Below are 17,504 nucleotides of genomic sequence, written 5' to 3'. Positions count from 1 at the left end.
ATCGTCATGCGTGTTTGCGACTGCACGCCGTTCGATTGCCCGTTTTTTCGCACCCGCCCCCTGGACTATCGCGGACCCTATCATTGGCATAACGCAATGTCTTTGACGATTAAGCGTCATCATGCGCTCCATTTCGAAGAAATCGCCGTCAAAATAAGTTGATGAGACGATTCGTTGCGCTCGTGACAGCAATCCTTTTTGTCCTTCCCGACCTTCCGCAGCGTGATGAATCGCTTATTTGACGACGAAGCCGTGTGCGAACGGATCGCGGTCATCGATGAAGATCGTGTTGAGCCCGGTCATGCGCGCCCAGCCGCCGATCGAGGGAATAATCGCCGGCTTGCCCGCGACCGTGACGTCCTTTTCAACCTTGCCCTTGAACAGCGAGCCGATGATCGATTCATGGACGAACGCATCGCCGGCCTTGAGCTTGCCCTTGGCGTGGAGCTGCGCCATGCGCGCCGAGGTGCCTGTGCCGCACGGTGAGCGGTCGATCGCCTTGTCGCCGTAGAAGACCGCGTTGCGCGCGTCCGCACCCGCCACCGTCGGCTCGCCGGTCCACAACATGTGCGACAGCCGGTTGATACCCGGATTCTCCGGATGCACGAACGAGTATTTCTCGTTGAGCCGCTGCCGCACCACCGGGCTCCAGGCGATGAGGTCGCCCGCCGAATGGTCTGCCATATCGCGATAGTTTTTCTGCGGCTCGACGATGGCGTAGAAATTGCCGCCATAGGCGACGTCGACGACGATCTCGCCGAGCCCGGGGCATTCGACCGTCAGGCCCTCGGCATGGAGGAAGGAGGGCACGTTGGTGATGCGCACCTCCTCGACATATTCGCCGACCTGTTTGTATTCGGCGATGACCAGGCCGGCCGGTGTGTCGAGCCTGAGCACGCCGGGCGTCTTCGGCTTGATCAGCCCGTGCTCGATGGCCATCGTCACCGTGCCGATAGTGCCGTGGCCGCACATTGGCAGGCAGCCCGAGGTCTCGATGAACAGGATGGCGATGTCGCAATCCTCGCGCGTCGGCGGGTAGAGGATCGAGCCGGACATGACATCGTGGCCGCGCGGCTCGAACATCAGGCCGGTGCGGATCCAGTCATATTCAGCCAGGAAATGCGCGCGGCGCTCCATCATCGTCGAACCCTGGAGCAGCGGGCCGTCGCCGGCGACCAGTCGCACCGGGTTGCCGCAGGTGTGGCCGTCGATGCAGAAGAAGGATTTCCTGGCCATGACGCTCCTCGAAAATTCAAAACCGTTGTGGACTGAAGGGGGCCACGTCGATCGGCGGAGTCTGCCCCAGGACAAGCTCGCGGATCAACCGTCCCGTCGCGGCAGCCTGGGTCAGGCCAAGATGGCCGTGGCCGAAAGCGTAGACCACCGGCCGGCTTCCCGATGCGCGGCCGACGACAGGCAATGAATCCGGCAGCGAGGGACGGAATCCCATCCATTCGCGTCCGCCCGAAGGATCGAGGCCCGGCAGGAAGTCTTGAGCCTTGCGCAGCAGCGCCTTCGAGCGCGCGTAGTTGGGCGGCCGCTCGAGGCCGCCGAGCTCGACCGCGCCGCCGATGCGCAGGCCCGTGTCGAGCGGCGTGATGACGAAGCCTTGGCCGGAGAAGATCAGCATCCGCTTCACCTCGAAGGCGGTCTTTGGCAATGTCGTGTTGTAGCCGCGCTCGGTTTCGAGCGGAATGCGGTCGCCGAGCTGCCGCGCCAGCAGATGCGACCAGGCGCCGGCGGTGACGACCAGGTGCCGGGCTTGCCGCGTCGTGCCGTCGGCCAGCGTCAACGTCGCGCCGTTCCCGTCCGCAGCGATGCCGGCGATGCGGGCCTTCTCGAACCGCGCACCCTTGGATTGCGCATAGTCCCAGATCGCCTTGCCGAGCAGTTTTGGATCGGCGACCGTCTTCCAGCCCGGCACGAACGTGCCCTTGCCGAAGCGTGGTGACAGGCCGGGCTGCAGCTCCGCCAGCTCCTCGCCACCGACATGGCGGAAGCCGATGCCGAAGCGCTGGCGCGCCGCCCAGCCGGACAGCGAGGCCTGGAATTCGGCTTCGCTTTCGTAGAGTTCGAGCGAGCCATCCTCGTGCAGCATCCGCCTCGTGCCGGAGCGGTCGAGCAGGCCCATCCATTCGGCCTCGGCGAGCGCCATCATTGCGGCCTGCGCCGCCAGGCCAGCCTCGTAGTGCTTCGCCGAGCCGGCACGCCAGAAGCGGATCAGCCAGGGCAGCAGCTTCGGCAGGTAGGCGGGCGGGATGGCGAGCGGGCCGAGCGGATCGGCCAGCCATTTCGGCAATTGCCGGATCATGCCCTTGTGCGCCAGTGGCAGCACGTCGGAAAAGGCGAAGGCGGCGGCATTGCCGGAGCTCGTCTCCTCGCAGATGCCGGTGCGGTCGTAGACCGTGACGTTTCGCCCCGCCTCGGCAAGAAACGCCGCCGCGCAGATGCCGATGATGCCGCCACCGACGATGGCGATATCCATTGCTTCTCCCTGTTCACGGGGAGAAGACGCCCGCATGGCGGGGCGCCGCCGCGCTTCCGTCGATTTGGAACTTCCTGTCACCTGGGCGCCGCCTCTCGGAAGAAAGCCTCAGAACGCCGGCAGCGTCGGTCGCACCGCCAGTGCGTCCTTGACGACCTTCTCGACCGCCTTGCGGCGCTCCCCCGACAGCGGCTGGCGTGGCATGCGGACGCGGTCGTTGGTTTGGATGGCGAACACCTCGGCAAGCTTGATGTTCTGCACCAGATAGGTCGAGACGTCGAGGTCGAGCAGCGGCCGGAACCAGCGATAGATGGCGAGCGCCTCTTCGCGGCGACCCTGCTTCATTAGCTGATAGATGGCGACGGTCTCGCGCGGGAACGCGGTGACGAGACCGGCCACCCAGCCGATAGCGCCGACCGACAGCGCCTCGAACGCCAGATTGTCGACGCCGGTGAACAGGTCGTAGCGGCTGCCCAGGCGATTGATGATCTCGGTCGAGCGCCTGATGTCGTCGGAGGATTCCTTGATGGCGACGAAGCGCTCGTCCGACGCCAGCTCCTCCATCTGGTCGACGGTGACATCGACGCGGTAGGCGAGCCGGTTGGAATAGATCATGATCGGCAAGTCGCCGGCCTCCGCGACAGCGCGCAGCGCCGCCACCGTCTCTTCCGCATTGGTATGGTAGATCGGGCTGGGCACCACCATCAGGCCGCTGGCGCCTTCCTTGGCGGCGCGGCGGGCGATGCTGGCGGCCTCGCGCGTCCCGGCCTCGTTCACCGTCAGCAGCACCGGCCTCTTGCCGGCCACCTTCTGCGCGGTTTTCAGCACTTCGATTTTCTCGTCATGCGACAGCATCGGCCCTTCGCCGAGCGATCCGCAGACGATGATGCCGTCGCAGCCGGCCTCCATCTGCAAGCCGAAGCAGCGCTCCATTTCGGCATGGTCGAGGCGGTCGTCCGTGGTGAATTTGGTCGTGACGGCTGGAAAAACTCCGGTCCACATGGTCATCGCTCCTCTGATATATCAGGCGTATATCTATTAAGAAAGCCGCTGTCAACACGGATTCCCCTATGATATATGCAAAATATATCAGGAGACCGCCTTTGATATCCATGCAAATGAGCACTGCGTTCGAGCCAGCTGCGACCAAGGCTTACCGCATGCTCGAGCATATGATTGTCACGCTCGAACTGGCGCCGGCGAGCTTCGTCACCGAAGGCAGCCTGATCGAGAAGCTGGCGCTCGGCCGTACGCCGGTGCGCGAGGCGATCCAGAGGCTGGCCTGGGAAGGGCTGCTGGACGTGCGGCCACGCGCGGGTATCGCCATCGCGCCGCTGCACCCCGGCGACTGGCTGCGCGTCCTCGACGCGCGCCGCGGCGTCGAGGTGGTGCTGGCCCGCTCCGCGGCGCGCTTCGTCACCCGCGACGCAGCCGACCTCTTCCACGATGCCGCGCTTGCTATGCAGAAGGCTGTCATCTCCGGCGACGTGCTTGCCTTCATCCAGGCCGACAAGATGCTGGACGAGGCGCTGGCACGGGCTGCCGACAATCCGTTCGCGGCCAGGCTGGCCGCCCCGCTGCAGACCCACAGCCGCCGCTTCTGGTTCCGCTACAAGGCCGATACCGGCCTGGCGGAATCGGCCGAGCATCACGTCGCGCTGATCCGCTCGATTGTCGACGGTGACGAGGAAGCCGCCGCAAAGGATGCCAAGCGGCTGATGGCATTGCTGCGCGGCCATGCCGAGGCGGCCGCCACACGTTGAAGCATGCCGCCGACACCGACCTCGGTTGGGGCCAGTGCATGCCCAAGACTACGCGTCGGCTGAACCGCTTCTACGCAATGCGGCTCAGGCTCCTGGCAAGGCCGCCTTGATCGTCGGGCTGTCCCAGCCCTCGCCCACGGACAGGATGCAACTCTGGCCCTTGGTGTCGGAGGCGAGGACGGTCCAACTGCCCTGTTCGGAAACGAACACCTCAAGGACCACGTTGGGATTGATCAGGCCACGCCCGGCCTCGCTTTCGTGGAAATTCTCGCCGAGCGCCTTGACGATGTCGGCGCGTGCCGCACATTGGCCGGCTGCATTCGCCGGCCCTATCGATAGCGCCGCCACGGCGCATAGCAACATGGACATAAGACGTTGTGCCATCGGACACCTCCTTGCGCCCAACGATGCGATGCTAACGGTCAGCCGTCGGCGCTCTGGTTGCCTGCCATGCCTCCTCCAGGGCAGGATCGTAGCTCTAAGTCCTGGCGCCCTCGCCGGTTCCATCACATTAGCGTTTGCAAAATAAACGGCCCGAGCCAGGGGACTCGGGCCGGAGATTTTTGGGGTGGTCATGCCGGCCCGCGCCCGCAGCCGAAGGCGAGGACGCGCTATCGGACAGCGTCCGGCTAGTTCATCGTCGGGATGACGAACTCGGCCCCGTCCTTGATGCCGGCCCGCGCGCCCGCAGCCGAAGGCAGGACGCGCTGTCGGACAAGCGTCCGGTCAGTTCATCGTCGGGATGACGAACTCGGCCCCGTCCTTGATGCCGGACGGCCAGCGCGAGGTGACCGTCTTGGTCTTGGTGTAGAAGCGGAACGCGTCCGGACCGTGCTGGTTGAGGTCGCCGAAGGACGATGCCTTCCAGCCGCCGAACGTGTAGTAGGCGATCGGCACCGGGATCGGCACGTTGACGCCGACCATGCCGACCTGGACGCGCGAGGCGAAGTCGCGCGCGGCGTCGCCGTCGCGGGTAAAGATGGCGACGCCATTGCCCATCTCGTGGTCGTTGGCGAGCTTGATGGCGTTCTCGTAGGTCGGCACGCGCACCACCGAGAGCACCGGCCCGAAGATCTCTTCCTTGTAGATGCGCATGTCCGATGTGACGTTGTCGAACAGGCAGCCGCCCATATAATAGCCGTTCTCGTAGCCCTGCATCTTGAAGCCGCGGCCGTCGACGACCAGCTTGGCGCCTTCCTTGACGCCGAGATCGACATAGCCCTTGACCCGCTCCAGCGCCTGAGCGGTGACCAGCGGGCCGAAATCGGCGGCGGAATCCGTCGAGGGGCCGACCTTCAGGCTTTCGACGCGCGGCACCAGTTTCTCCATCAGCCGGTTGGCGGTGTCGTTGCCGACAGGGACCGCCACCGAGATCGCCATGCAGCGCTCGCCGGCCGACCCGTAGCCGGCGCCGATCAGCGCATCGACGGTCTGATCCATGTCGGCGTCGGGCATGATGATCATGTGGTTCTTGGCGCCGCCGAAGCACTGCACGCGCTTGCCCGACGCGGTGCCGCGCGAATAGATGTAGTGAGCGATCGGTGTCGAGCCGACGAAGCCGATGGCCTTGATGTCGGGATCGTCAAGGATGGCGTCGACGACTTCCTTGTCGCCGTTGACGACGTTGAGGATGCCGGCAGGCAGACCCGCCTCGATGAACAGCTCGGCGATGCGGATCGGCACGCCCGGGTCGCGTTCGGAGGGCTTCAGGATGAAGGCGTTGCCGCAGGCGATCGCAGGCGCGATCTTCCACAGCGGGATCATCGCCGGAAAGTTGAACGGCGTGATGCCGGCGACGACGCCGAGCGGCTGGCGCATCGAATAGACGTCGATGCCGGGGCCGGCACCGTCGGTGAATTCGCCCTTCATCATGTGCGGCGCGCCGATGCAGACCTCGACCACTTCGAGGCCGCGCTGGATGTCGCCCCTGGCATCGGCGATGGTTTTGCCGTGCTCGCGCGCCAGGATGTCGGCCAGTTCGTCATAGTCGCGCGCGACCAGTTCAAGGAACTTCATCAGGACGCGCACCCGGCGCTGCGGGTTGGTCGCTGCCCATTTCGGCTGCGCCGCCTTGGCGTTCTCGACCGCCGCGCGCAGTTCCGCCTGCGAGGCCAGCGCCACCGTGCCGCGCACCGAGCCGTCCATCGGCTGCATCACGTCCTGCTTGCGGCCGCTGGTTCCTGCGACACGCTTGCCGCCAATGAAATGACCGTATTCGATCATGATGTCTCTCCCTGGGTTTGTGATGGGGCATTGTCCGCCTTTGGCAGGCCGATGGCAACGCGAGGGAGAACGCAACCGTTGTGCGGAGAATAGACAGCGGTTGACGGGAGAGCATCAATTCTCGCAAATGAGAAGGATCACAAAGACGAGGTCCAAGGATTGATAGGTTGAGTTCCTTCGCGCCCCCCTCTGTCCTGCCGGACGGTCTCCATGAACTGGGATGACGTCCGCATCTTTCTCGCCGTGGCGCGCGCCGGGCAAATCCTTGGCGCGGCGAAGCGCCTGGAACTCAATCACGCCACCGTCTCGCGCCGCATCGCCGCACTTGAAGACGCGCTGCGCACGAAACTCTTTCGCCGGCTGACCACCGGCAGCGAACTGACGCCCGCCGGCGAGCGCTTCCTCGACATTGCCGAGCGCATGGAGGGCGACATGATCGCCGCCCGCTCGACAATATCGGGCGAAGGCGACGACGTTTCGGGCACGGTGCGGATCGGCGCGCCGGACGGGTTTGGCGTCGCGTTCCTCGCCCGGCGCCTCGGCGCACTGACCGCGCTGCATCGTGAATTGACGATTCAGCTCGTACCGGTGCCGCGCTCCTTCTCCCTGTCTCGCCGCGAGGCCGACATTGCCATCACCGTCGAGCGGCCGACCGAGGGCCGGCTGGTAGCGGGCAAGCTGGTCGACTACTCGCTCGGCCTGTTTGCTTCGCGTGCCTATGCTGAAGCCCACGGCCTGCCCCAGACCGCTGCCGAGCTGGGACGGCACACATTGATCGGCTATGTGCCGGACCTCATCGTCAGCCCATCGCTCGACTACGCCGCCGAATTCAGCGCGGACTGGCGCACCAGCTTCGCCATTTCCTCCGCGCTCGGACAGGCCGAAGCGGTGCGGTCGGGCGCCGGCATCGGCATCCTGCACACTTTCGTCGCCCGCTCGATGCCGGAACTGGTGGCCGTCGACGTGGTGGCGCCCATCCGCCGTGCCTACTGGCTGGTCTATCACGAATCGGTCAGGCCGCTGCGCCGCGTCCAGATCGTTGCCTCCTTCATTACAAAGGCGGTGGAGCGGGAGAGAAATCTTTTCGTCTGACGCATGTCGGCCATCGCAGCTTCTTCCACGACTCGGAGAACGGCATGATCGTGCTCGACCCCGCCTTCTACGCCAGGATGAAGCCAATTTATGACGAGTATCTCTCTCACTCCAAACCGGTCGCCACCGACGTGATGATCCCGTGGGCCTACCGGCTGCTGTTCGACGAGGGTTGGGTGAAACAGGCGTTCTGACGCGAAATCCGGTGGCGCGCCCGCCGAAGGCGGGCGAACAGCGCCTATTTCAGATAGCGCTCCTGCGCCAGCGCGCGAGCGTCGATATCGGGCACCCGGTTCGAGATGATGTCGGCCAGCACCTTGGCCGAGCCGCAGGCCATGGTCCAGCCGAGCGTTCCATGGCCGGTGTTGAGGTAGAGATTGGAAAGCTCCGTGCGCCCGATCAGCGGCGGCCCGTCCGGCGTCATCGGCCGCAGCCCGCACCAGAACGTCGCCTCTCGCATGGCGCCGGCTCCCGGGAACAGGTCGCCGACCGAGTGTTCCAGCGTGCGTCGGCGCGATTCGTGCAGCCTGAGGTCGAAGCCGGAAATCTCGGCCGTGCCGCCGACGCGGATGCGGTCGCCGAGCCTCGTGATCGCGACCTTGTAGGTTTCGTCCATCACCGTCGACACCGGCGCAGCGGCGGCATCCTTGATCGGCACCGTGATCGAATAGCCCTTGACCGGATAGACCGGGATCGGCCGCTTCATCCGGCGCATGAAGTCCGCCGAATAGCTGCCCAGCGCCATCACATAAGCGTCGGCGGTCAGCCAGCCCTTGCTGGTGCTCATATTGTTGACGCGGTTGCGGCTGCGGATGACGCGCCATATCGTCGTGTCGTATTCGAACTTGACCCCGCGTGCCACGCAAAGCTCGGCCAGCCTGTCGGTGAACATCTTGCAGTCACCGGTCTCGTCGCCCGGCAGCCTCAGGCCGCCGACGAATTTTTCGCGCACCGCGGCCAGAGCCGGTTCCGCCGCGATGCAGCCGTCCTGGTCGAGGATCTCGTAGGGCACGCCATATCTCTTCAGCACCTCGACATCGCCTGATGTGCCGTCGAGCTGCTTTTGCGTGCGAAACAGCTGCAGCGTGCCCTGCGTCCGCTCGTCATAGGCGATGCCGGTCGCCTCGCGCAGCGCCTTCAGCGTGTCGCGGCTGTATTCGGCCAGCGGCACCATGCGTGATTTGTTGACCGCGTAGCGTTCGGCTGTGCAGTTGCGCAGCATCTTGACCAGCCACGTCCACATATGCGGATCGAAGGCCGGCCGCACCACCAGCGGACCATGCTTCATCAGCAGCCATTTGATCGCCTTGAGGGGGATGCCGGGTCCGGCCCAAGGCGAGGCATAGCCGGGCGAAATCTCGCCGGCATTGGCGAAGCTGGTTTCCAGTCCCGGCCCTTTCTGGCGGTCGATCACGGTCACCTCGTGGCCAGCCTCGGCGAGATAATAGGCCGTGGTCACTCCGATCACGCCACTGCCCAGCACCATGATTTTCATTCATTCACTCCTTGCCGCGCCGAGCGTCCTCAGGACGCCCGTGGACGCGGCCGTATTTTCGATTTGCGCATGACCTCAAGCGAAAATCGATGTCGATCTTCGAGACCAGGCGCTGTTGCCCATTTACGCCGCCGAGGGACCGGGGTCGTCTTCTTCTGTCTGCCGCATTCCGGCCGTCTCGCCAAGAGGCCGCCAATCGGCTGCGGCACTGTAGACGAGCCTGAGCCCGTGCGGTCGCCGCGCGTCAGCTTGGTCTTTCTGCCTGACCGTGCGCCGGGCAGCCTCCGGTTGGTAAAGCACGGCCTTGATCAGGATCGATTCCCGCCTGCCGTCGGCGTGTTCGACCGTTGCCGTCTGGCCTTGCGCCATGCCAAGCATGCAGAGCCCGCGCCTCGTTGCGACCGACAGGCTGGAGCCGACCGGCCCGCGCACCTCGTGCTGCACCAGGGTTCGCGTCTCGGCGGGACCGGCATCGACGCCGAACACCACCCTGCTGTTCAGCGTAACGATGTCGGGACCGACCGAATCGATCGGCACGACATCGGCGCGTGAAAGCTTGTGTTCGAGCATGCGCACGATCGGATCCGCGAACGCCCGCCGGCGCTCCAGCATGACTTCGAGAACGGCGAAGTCCTTCGTCGTCAGGCAGCAATTCGTGCTCGTCATCACCGCCTCCGCCATCAAGCTCGTTGCGGGCCGGAAGCCGGCGCATCGACGGCTTCGACGGTCACTGACAGTTCCCGGCCGCCACGAGCGTTCCAGCAAACCGCCTGCCCAACGCTGGCGCCGATGAGCGCGGTTCCCATCGGCGTCAGCACCGAAATGCGGTTCTCGGCTATGTCGGCCTCACCCGGGTAGACCAGCATGATGCGCTGGGCGTCGCCGCTTTCGCCGCGCACGATCACCGTCGAACCCATTCGCACCACACCGGCCGGCATCGCCGCCGCGCTCCTGACGACGGCCCTGTCCATTTCCGAAAGCAGCTCCTCGGCCGTCTCGGGCGCGCGATCGAGCAAAGCCCTCGCCAGGCCCGTCAGCCTGTCATGGTCGGCGTCGCTGATCAGAATATGGCTATTTGGATGCAGTTCTTTTGCGTGTTGCATGGCAAACCTCATGGATCGGCGCATCGAGCGGATGCGCGCCTGCCGGCGCGCTGGCGACGGCGTGATGAAAGGCCGGCAGCCGCGAAGGGCTGTTCGGCTTGATGGCGGTTGTGGAAGTATGGATGCCCCGGTACGGACGGACGCCGGAAGGCGGCCGCGCCGGGGCTACGATCCCGCGATCGGGCAGACCCTGAAGAAGGTTTTGATATAAGCGAGCTTGCTCATGTTCCAAAGCTTGCCGAATGACGCCCGCTTGTCAAGCGCGGCCAAACCGCTCAACCGCCCAGATAGCGCCGGTGAAAACGCGTTCCGAGGCTGGCCAGGATTTCATACCCGATGGTGCCGGCATGGTCGGCAGCATCGTCGACGCTCTGTGAGGGCCCTAGCAACTCCACCAGGTCGCCCTCTCCGAGCCGGCCGGGCGGCAAGGCGGAAATGTCGAGAATGATCGAATCCATCGACACGCGCCCGAGGAAAGGCAGGCGCACCGCCTCGAACCATGCGGCCGAAGCGGAGCGGCGCAGCCAGCCGTCCGCATAGCCGAATGAAATCGTCGCCAGTCCGAGCGGGCCCTGCGCATGGTAGCTGTGGCCATAGCCGACGCCAGTGTCCTTTTGGACACTGCGCGTCTGCGCCACCTTGGCCTGCAGCCGCACCACGGGCAGCATCGGGTTGGGTTCGCCAGGCGTCGGGTTGATGCCGTAGAGGGCGGCACCGGGCCGGGCGAGATCGCAATGATAGGGCGGGCCTAGAAAGATCCCGGAGGAGTTGGCAAGCGAGGCCGGCGCCACGGGGAGCATGGCACGCAACCGCTCGAATGCCAGCCTCTGCTGTTCATTGGCCGGGTGGCGCGGTTCATCGGCGCAGGCCAGGTGGCTCATCACATATCTGACGTCGATGCCATCGAACGCGCCGACATCCCCGGCCACCGCCTCGACCTCGGCTGGCGCCATCCCAAGCCGCGACATGCCGCTGTCGACCTGGACGGCAGCAGGGAGCCGGCGCCCGGCGCGGTGTGCCGCTGCGCGCCAGGCTTGCAACTGTGCGCCACTGTTGATGACAGCGCACAAGCCAGCCGCCGCAGCTTCCGGCTCGGAGCCCGGCGGCAGCCCGTTCAGCACGTAGATGTTCGGTCCCGCCCCCACAGCCTTGCGCAGCGCGATGCCTTCGGCAAGCAGTGCGACGAAGAAGATGTCGCAGCCTTCCTTCATCAGCGCCGATGCCACTTGCGCGGCGCCGAGACCGTAGCCGTTGGCCTTGACCACGCCCGCGCAGCGCACGCCGCCCAGCCGCGCCTTCAGTCGCCGGTAATTTTCGCGGATCGCGCCAAGGTCGACGGTGAGGATGGCCCCGGCAGCAGCCTCGCTTGTGACGTCGGCTTCCTCGGGCAGCGATCTTTTGGGGGCGTCGTGCATAGCGGCCCTTCTTGTGGCGGATGGACATCAATAAGACGGTCGAACCGGCGCGGCAACCGTGGGCGTTTGAACCGCGGCCGTCCAGCTATGGCAGAAGGTGACGGAACGCTGTCACCACGTCTTCGTAGACCTTGCGCTTGAACGGCACGATCAGGTCGGGCAGTTCCTGCATCGGCCGCCACGACCATTTGTCGAATTCGGCGGTGTGGCCGCCGGGCGGCGGATTGATCTGGATCTCGCTGGTATCGCCATGGAAGCGGAAAGCGAACCATCGCTGCGTCTGACCCCGATAGCGCCCCTTGAAGGCGACGCCGACGAGGTGGTCCGGCAGATCATAGTTGATCCAGTCCGGTGCCTCGGCAAGCAGCGAGACGCTGCGCATGCCGGTCTCCTCGTAAAGCTCCCGCTGCGCCGCCTGTAGCGGCTGCTCGCCCTTGTCGATACCGCCTTGCGGCATCTGCCAGAGCTGCGTGGTGCCGGCGAATTCGCTGTCCGGCTCGGCGATGCGATGGCCGACCCAGACCAGGCCCTCGGCGTTGAGGATCATCAGCCCGACACAGGGACGGTAGGGCAGCGTCTCGCGGTCGACCTTCTTCGTCTTCGGCATCATTCAGTCTTTCAAGCTGTTTCCCGGTGGCTAGCCCTTTTGCGGATCGATCGCCACCGCTGAAATCGGCACGATCTCGATGCCGCGTTTCTTGGCCTCGGCCGCCCATGACGACACCGTGTCGACCGTCAGGTCGAAAGCGGAGCCGATGCCGACGGCGGTGCCCTTGGCACGGGCGGTCGCCTCCAGGCTGTCCAGTTTCTTCAGGATGGCGCCGCGATCCTGCACGGCGTCGATCGCCGTGTCGCCGGCGACGAAGGGCACGCCGTCCTTCAGCGCCAGATCCGGCGCCAGGCTGCGCGCCGACGAGCCGTCGTCGATATAGGCGAGCCCGCGCTTGCCGAGCTCGGCCATGAACGGCTCCATGGCCGCCGGGTCGGCGGAAAACCGCGCGCCCATATAGTTCATGACGCCGGTATAGTTCGTCGTCCGCGACAGTGCCCAGCGCAGGCTCTTCAGATTCTCTTCCGCGCTCGCCGCCACCGTCAGCGTGTTGCGCCCGGGGTTGACGTTGGGATAGTCGAACGGTTCGAGCGGCACCTGCATGACGATCTCATGGCCGCTCTGCCGGGCGGCCTGCATCCAGCGGCCGATACTGTTGCCTTGCGGCGCGAAGGCCAGCGTCACTTCCGCCGGCAGCTTGGCAATGGCCGCCTGGGTGCCGGTCTGTGAAACAGCGAGCCCGCCGATGACGATCGCCACGCGGGCGCCGCGCGCGCCCGACCATGGCCGTGCATAGACATCGAAGGGCCGCCTTCCATCTGCGGCGCGCACCGGCAAAGGGCCGGCATCGCCGGCCTCGATCAGCGCCCTGTCGGGAATATGCGCGATCTTCAGGTTTTGGCCGATGGTCGATGGATCACGGATGACGATTGCCGCCTTGGGCGGACCATCGCCTTCCTCCGTCTGCACATGGATGATCTGCGGGCCTCCAGCCTTGGCCGGCATTTCCGCCTTTGGCGTCGTGACCGGCGCCAAAGCGGACGGCGCAGCGGTCGGCTCCGGCACCATCTTCGGCGTCGAAACGGCGACTTCCTGCGGCTTGCGAAACGGCTTGTCCCTGAGCGCGATCGCGCCGGAGACGCCGACAATCGCCAGCACGACGAACGCAGCCACGAGCGCACCCGCGCTGACCTTGCCGGCGGTGCGCGGCGGACGGACAGTCAGCCCGAGCGGTCGTTCGATGTCCTTGCCGATATCAGCCAAGCCCTGTCCCCGTCCGCATGGCTTCGAACATGGAACCCTTTCGAAGACATGCGCGAATTCTTCATCCCGGCGCACCCCTGGCGCCCTGTAGCGAGGGGTGCGCCTTGCCCCCGAATCAAACTGCCGGAACCTTTCGGTCCCGGCAGCATCGCATTGCTTCCATCGGGCGGCCAGACCCGTTGTTGGCCGCCACCTGTTACTGGTTGAGGACGGCCTTCTGCGGATTGGGCGGGAAGGACGGATCGGTCTTCTGGCCGCGCAGCAGCTGCTCGGCATAGATGAGCTGGAGGTCGTCCTTCGGATCCGGCGGCACATAGGCTGCCGAGCCCGAACCGGTCGAGCTCTCGTCGGCACCCTTGATGTGGCCCTTGAGGTCGGATTCGCCGCGCGTCAGGTCCCTGCCCTGCAATTCCGGCGGCAGCGGCTGGTCGACCTTGATGTCGGGCGTGATGCCCTTGCCCTGGATCGACTTGCCGGACGGCGTGTAATAGAGCGCCGTCGTCAGCCTGAGCGCGCCATTCTCGCCAAGCGGGATGATGGTCTGCACCGAACCCTTGCCGAAGGACTGCGTTCCGACCACCGTGGCGCGGCGCAGGTCCTGCAGCGCGCCGGCGACGATTTCGGACGCACTGGCCGATCCGCCATTGACCAGCACGATCAGCGGCTTACCGCCGATATCGTCGACCTGCTTGGACTTGGCGTCGAAGCGGGTGACATCCTTCGGATCGCGACCGCGCGTCGACACGATCTCGCCGCGGTTGAGGAAGGCGTCCGATACGCTTACCGCCTGGTCGAGCAGACCGCCGGGATTGAGGCGCAGGTCGAGCACATAGCCCTTGAGCTTGTCGTTCGGCACCTGCTTCTTGATGGTGTCGATGGCATTCTCGAGGTCGTCATAGGTCTTTTCGGTGAAGGAGGTGATCTTCATGTAGCCGATGTCGTTCTCGACCCGGAACTTGACCGCCTTGACCTTGATGATGTCGCGCACCACCGTCAGCTCGATCGGCTTGTCGGCGCCCTGGCGCAGGATGGTGAGCTTGATCGGCGTGTTGACCAGGCCGCGCATCTTGTCGACCGCGTCGTTCAGCGTCAGGCCACGAACCTCCTCACCGTCGATCTTGGCGATGTAATCGCCGGCCAGCACGCCCGCCTTGGCGGCCGGCGTATCGTCGATCGGCGTGATCACCTTGACCAGGTCATTCTCCATGGTGACCTCGATGCCGAGGCCGCCGAACTCACCCTTGGTCTGCACGCGCATGTCCTGCGCCTGCTCGGCGTTCATGTAGGAGGAGTGGGGGTCGAGCGAGGCAAGCATGCCGTTGATGGCGTTCTCGACCAGCGACTTGTCGTCGGGCGGCGTCACATACTGCGCCCGCACCCGCTCGAAGATATCGCCGAAGATCGCCAGTTGCTTGTAGGTCTCCGACCCCGCAGCGTTCGCTGCCGAGCCGGGCGCGCCATAGACCAGGCTCATGGCGGACGCGCCCATCAGCGCACCGGCAAACAGAAGCGACAGTTTCCGCATCATTTCACGTCCTTCCAGAAAAACGGTCCGCCCACCATGGGGCCGGATCGACGGGTTTTCCATCCTTGCGGAACTCGACATAGAGCTCCGGCGTGGCATTTCCATTCTTCGAAGCCGAGGTGCTTGCCACCCGGGCCTCCCCCATCGCACCGACCGGCTCTCCTGCGAGCACTGATTGGCCGGTGGCGACGCTGATTCTGCTCATCCCCGCCAGGACGACATGATAACCGTCGCCGGCATTCAGGATCAAGAGTTGACCGTAGGAGCGAAACGGCCCCGCATAAAGCACATTCCCATCCGCCGGTGCGGTGACGATGGCGCCCGATTGTGTCGCAACCATGTCCCCAAGCATCACCGCGCCGTTACCGTCTTCGGCGCCGAACCGGCGTTTGATGCGGCCGATGACCGGCAGCGCGATCTGTCCTTGCAGCGCCGAGAAGGGTGCCGCCGCGGCAAGCCGGTTGGCCTCGGGAAGCGGCAGCGACGCCGTCAGATCGCCGCCCGCCTTATCCCCGCCTGCCTTGTCGCCGGCTCGACCGGCATCCGCGGCCTTTGCGGTATCCGCGGCCTTGCGGTTGCGCTCGGCCTGCGCTTCGAGCGAAGCGATCAACTCCTTCAGGCTGCTGGCCTTGGCCGCCAGCGTCTCGGAATGCTGTCGCTCGGCCGACAACTGCGCCTGCGTGTCGGCTTCGAGCTTCTGCTTGGCTTCCAGCAGCATGCCGAGCCGCTTCTTCTCCGCCGCCTGCTCGCCGACCGCCGTCGTCAGCCGTGCCCGCTCGGCCTCGATCGAGGCCGTCACCCTCGTCTGCTCCTTGAGGTCGGCCAGGAGCCTGTCGGTCTGCTGGCGCAATTCAGGCACCACGGCGCCAAGCAAAATGGCGCTGCGCACCGACGACAGCGCGTCCTCCGGCTTGACCAGGATCGCCGGCGGCGGGTTCAGCCCCATGCGCTGCAATGCGCCCAGCACCTCCGCCAGCACGTCGCGCCGCGCCATCAACGAGGCGCGGATCTTCTGCTGCTGGGTCTTCAGCCCTTCCAGCTTGGCGCCGATGTCCTCGATGTCCTGCCCAAGCTTCTGCTCGGTCATCGCCGACTGGATCAGCGCGGCGGTGATCGAAGCGTGGTCCTTCTTGACCGCGGCAATGTCGGCGGCGAGCTTGGCCAATCGTTCGGACGATAGGCTTATCTCCTTGGAGATCTGTTCGTATTCGGCGCGGCTCTGGTCCGGATCGGGGGCCATGTCGAGCGTGTTCTCGGCCCACACGGCATTGAACGACAAGATGACCGCCGCCGCCGCGATGCCGCAGCGCGCGCGCCAGGAGCCCGCTGTCGATGAGCCCGTCGTCGATTTCCAGCCTTCAGCCATGCGGGATGGACTCTATCTGCGGCTTCGTTAACGAACCATCAACCATATTAATGCGCATCGCCCAAAAATGTGCAGCGGTTTCGCACACCGGTTAACAAAACAGGAAAAGCCGGCCCAAAGCCGTGATCTTGCGCGGCATTGGGGCGGAATTCGGTGCGATGCGACCTTCAGGCTCTGTGATAGGGGTGGCCGGACAGGATCGTCGAGACCCTGTAAAGCTGCTCTGCCAGCATCACCCGCACCAATTGGTGCGGCCATGTCAGCGCACCGAAAGACATCACCAGCTCGGCCTGGGCGCGCAGCGATGGATCGTGGCCGTCGGCGCCGCCTATGGCCAGCGCCAGCGCCTTGCGACCGGCGTCGCGCAACTGCCCGATGCGGCCGGCGAACTCTTCCGAGGACAGGTTCTTGCCGCGCTCGTCGAGCAGGACCAGCGCCGAGCCGGGCTGCAACTGCGCCTGCAGCCTTGCCCCTTCATCGCGCCGACGTTCATCGGCGTTCTGGGCGCGGCCTTCGGTGATCTCGGCGATGCCGGAGAATTCGAGGCCGACAGCCGGGCCGCTCTTGGAGAAACGCTCGAAATAGCGGTCGGCGAGTTCTCTCTCGGGGCCGCTTTTCATCCGGCCCACGGCATGAACGGTAATCTTCATCCTCGCCTCAGAGGGCCGCCGATGCGTGTCGCCCGAAAATCGTCAATAGGCCTGGAACCACGGCACGCATCCGAACCAACCGGCTCAGTGCAGGGTCTCTTCCTCGAGGTCCGGCGCCTGCCACATCTTTTCGAGATTGTAGAATTCGCGGACTTCGGGGCGGAAGACATGGACGATGATGTCGCCTGAATCGATCAGGACCCAGTCGGCGCCGGACAGCCCCTCGACGCGCGCCGTGCCGAGGCCGGCATCCTTCAACGCCTTGAGGAGATGGTCGGCAACAGCCGAGACATGGCGGTGCGATCGGCCCGACGCGACGACCATGTAGTCGCCGAGGCTCGATTTTCCCTGAATGTCGATTGAGACGATGTTTTCGGCCTTGGAGTCTTCCAGACTGGCAAGGACTGTGTTGATGGCGCGGGACACGGCGTCGTTTACGCTGATCCCGGCCGGCGAAGGCACGATGTCGGCCTTCTTCCGCAGTGCTGTTCTCAGTGTATTTCCTTTCGCAGCAAGAACAACCAAATCACCCTTAAAGCGGGTGACACCGCTTAGATAGGCAGAGTTCCGTTGC

Annotated in this window: 18 protein-coding genes; 3 read left to right on the top strand and 15 right to left on the bottom strand. The window is 65.1% G+C overall.

The features are described from left to right. Nucleotides 1–234: 234 nt before the first annotated feature. From FJ964_RS13375 to FJ964_RS13365, 3 genes are all read right to left on the bottom strand, one after another. Nucleotides 235–1,236: a 4-hydroxyproline epimerase gene (locus tag FJ964_RS13375; RefSeq protein ID WP_140550812.1), complete on the bottom strand. Its 1,002-nt coding sequence runs from the start codon at nucleotides 1,234–1,236 to the stop codon at nucleotides 235–237. A 16-nt stretch (nucleotides 1,237–1,252) separates the two neighbouring features. Then, nucleotides 1,253–2,521 (bottom strand): FAD-binding oxidoreductase, encoded by a 1,269-nt coding sequence (locus FJ964_RS13370; protein ID WP_181172463.1) that lies wholly within the window; start codon nucleotides 2,519–2,521, stop codon nucleotides 1,253–1,255. Between the two features lie 72 nt (nucleotides 2,522–2,593). Beyond that, nucleotides 2,594–3,487, bottom strand: a complete 894-nt coding sequence (locus tag FJ964_RS13365) for a dihydrodipicolinate synthase family protein (protein WP_140550810.1) — start codon at nucleotides 3,485–3,487, stop codon at nucleotides 2,594–2,596. A gap of 116 nt (nucleotides 3,488–3,603) precedes the next feature. Here FJ964_RS13365 and FJ964_RS13360 point away from each other — a divergent pair, with 116 nt between their 5' ends. Next, nucleotides 3,604–4,248, top strand: coding sequence for a GntR family transcriptional regulator (locus FJ964_RS13360; protein WP_224713203.1), 645 nt, complete (start codon nucleotides 3,604–3,606; stop codon nucleotides 4,246–4,248). A gap of 84 nt (nucleotides 4,249–4,332) precedes the next feature. Here FJ964_RS13360 and FJ964_RS13355 read toward each other — a convergent pair whose 3' ends face one another. Both FJ964_RS13355 and FJ964_RS13350 read right to left on the bottom strand, forming a co-directional pair. After that, the gene (locus tag FJ964_RS13355; protein ID WP_140550808.1) at nucleotides 4,333–4,632 is read right to left on the bottom strand and encodes a hypothetical protein; all 300 of its coding nucleotides are present in this window, start codon (nucleotides 4,630–4,632) and stop codon (nucleotides 4,333–4,335) included. A gap of 342 nt (nucleotides 4,633–4,974) precedes the next feature. Beyond that, nucleotides 4,975–6,471: a CoA-acylating methylmalonate-semialdehyde dehydrogenase gene (locus FJ964_RS13350; RefSeq protein WP_140550807.1), complete on the bottom strand. Its 1,497-nt coding sequence runs from the start codon at nucleotides 6,469–6,471 to the stop codon at nucleotides 4,975–4,977. Between the two features lie 210 nt (nucleotides 6,472–6,681). Here FJ964_RS13350 and FJ964_RS13345 point away from each other — a divergent pair, with 210 nt between their 5' ends. Beyond that, nucleotides 6,682–7,563 carry a LysR family transcriptional regulator gene (locus FJ964_RS13345; protein WP_140550806.1) on the top strand — a complete coding sequence of 294 codons (882 nt, stop codon included), beginning with the start codon at nucleotides 6,682–6,684 and terminating at the stop codon, nucleotides 7,561–7,563. A gap of 44 nt (nucleotides 7,564–7,607) precedes the next feature. Beyond that, nucleotides 7,608–7,757, top strand: a complete 150-nt coding sequence (locus FJ964_RS13340) for a hypothetical protein (protein WP_224713202.1) — start codon at nucleotides 7,608–7,610, stop codon at nucleotides 7,755–7,757. Nucleotides 7,758–7,801: 44 nt separating this feature from the next. Here the strand turns inward: FJ964_RS13340 and FJ964_RS13335 are convergent, their stop codons facing one another. The 10 genes from FJ964_RS13335 to rsfS all read right to left on the bottom strand — a co-directional run bounded on the left by FJ964_RS13335 (nucleotide 7,802) and on the right by rsfS (nucleotide 17,392). Then, nucleotides 7,802–9,058: a D-amino acid dehydrogenase gene (locus tag FJ964_RS13335; protein ID WP_140550805.1), complete on the bottom strand. Its 1,257-nt coding sequence runs from the start codon at nucleotides 9,056–9,058 to the stop codon at nucleotides 7,802–7,804. A 123-nt stretch (nucleotides 9,059–9,181) separates the two neighbouring features. Beyond that, nucleotides 9,182–9,724 carry a nucleoside-diphosphate kinase gene (locus FJ964_RS13330; protein WP_140550804.1) on the bottom strand — a complete coding sequence of 181 codons (543 nt, stop codon included), beginning with the start codon at nucleotides 9,722–9,724 and terminating at the stop codon, nucleotides 9,182–9,184. A gap of 14 nt (nucleotides 9,725–9,738) precedes the next feature. Beyond that, nucleotides 9,739–10,161 (bottom strand): nucleoside diphosphate kinase regulator, encoded by a 423-nt coding sequence (rnk, locus tag FJ964_RS13325; RefSeq protein WP_140550803.1) that lies wholly within the window; start codon nucleotides 10,159–10,161, stop codon nucleotides 9,739–9,741. Nucleotides 10,162–10,436: 275 nt separating this feature from the next. Continuing rightward, entirely contained in the window at nucleotides 10,437–11,576 is a 1,140-nt protein-coding gene (gene alr / locus FJ964_RS13320) for an alanine racemase (RefSeq protein WP_140550802.1), read from the bottom strand. An 85-nt stretch (nucleotides 11,577–11,661) separates the two neighbouring features. Beyond that, the gene (locus FJ964_RS13315; RefSeq protein WP_140550950.1) at nucleotides 11,662–12,183 is read right to left on the bottom strand and encodes an RNA pyrophosphohydrolase; all 522 of its coding nucleotides are present in this window, start codon (nucleotides 12,181–12,183) and stop codon (nucleotides 11,662–11,664) included. A gap of 30 nt (nucleotides 12,184–12,213) precedes the next feature. Next, entirely contained in the window at nucleotides 12,214–13,389 is a 1,176-nt protein-coding gene (locus tag FJ964_RS13310) for a divergent polysaccharide deacetylase family protein (protein ID WP_140550801.1), read from the bottom strand. Nucleotides 13,390–13,585: 196 nt separating this feature from the next. Then, on the bottom strand, nucleotides 13,586–14,917 hold the full coding sequence (locus tag FJ964_RS13305) for a S41 family peptidase (protein ID WP_181168618.1): 1,332 nt from the start codon (nucleotides 14,915–14,917) through the stop codon (nucleotides 13,586–13,588). 1 nt (nucleotide 14,918) lies between these two features. Continuing rightward, nucleotides 14,919–16,280, bottom strand: coding sequence for a murein hydrolase activator EnvC (locus FJ964_RS13300; protein ID WP_140550800.1), 1,362 nt, complete (start codon nucleotides 16,278–16,280; stop codon nucleotides 14,919–14,921). Nucleotides 16,281–16,447: 167 nt separating this feature from the next. Beyond that, the gene (gene rlmH / locus FJ964_RS13295; RefSeq protein ID WP_140550799.1) at nucleotides 16,448–16,930 is read right to left on the bottom strand and encodes a 23S rRNA (pseudouridine(1915)-N(3))-methyltransferase RlmH; all 483 of its coding nucleotides are present in this window, start codon (nucleotides 16,928–16,930) and stop codon (nucleotides 16,448–16,450) included. A gap of 84 nt (nucleotides 16,931–17,014) precedes the next feature. Next, complete coding sequence (rsfS, locus tag FJ964_RS13290; RefSeq protein ID WP_010912111.1) at nucleotides 17,015–17,392, bottom strand: ribosome silencing factor; 378 nt, start codon at nucleotides 17,390–17,392, stop codon at nucleotides 17,015–17,017. Nucleotides 17,393–17,504 lie beyond the last annotated feature (112 nt).

The sequence above is a fragment of the Mesorhizobium sp. B2-3-2 genome (genome assembly GCF_006442295.1).
GTDB lineage: Bacteria > Pseudomonadota > Alphaproteobacteria > Rhizobiales > Rhizobiaceae > Mesorhizobium.
The sequence above is the reverse complement of the archived record's forward strand: the minus strand, read 5'-3'. Positions and strand labels throughout refer to the sequence as shown.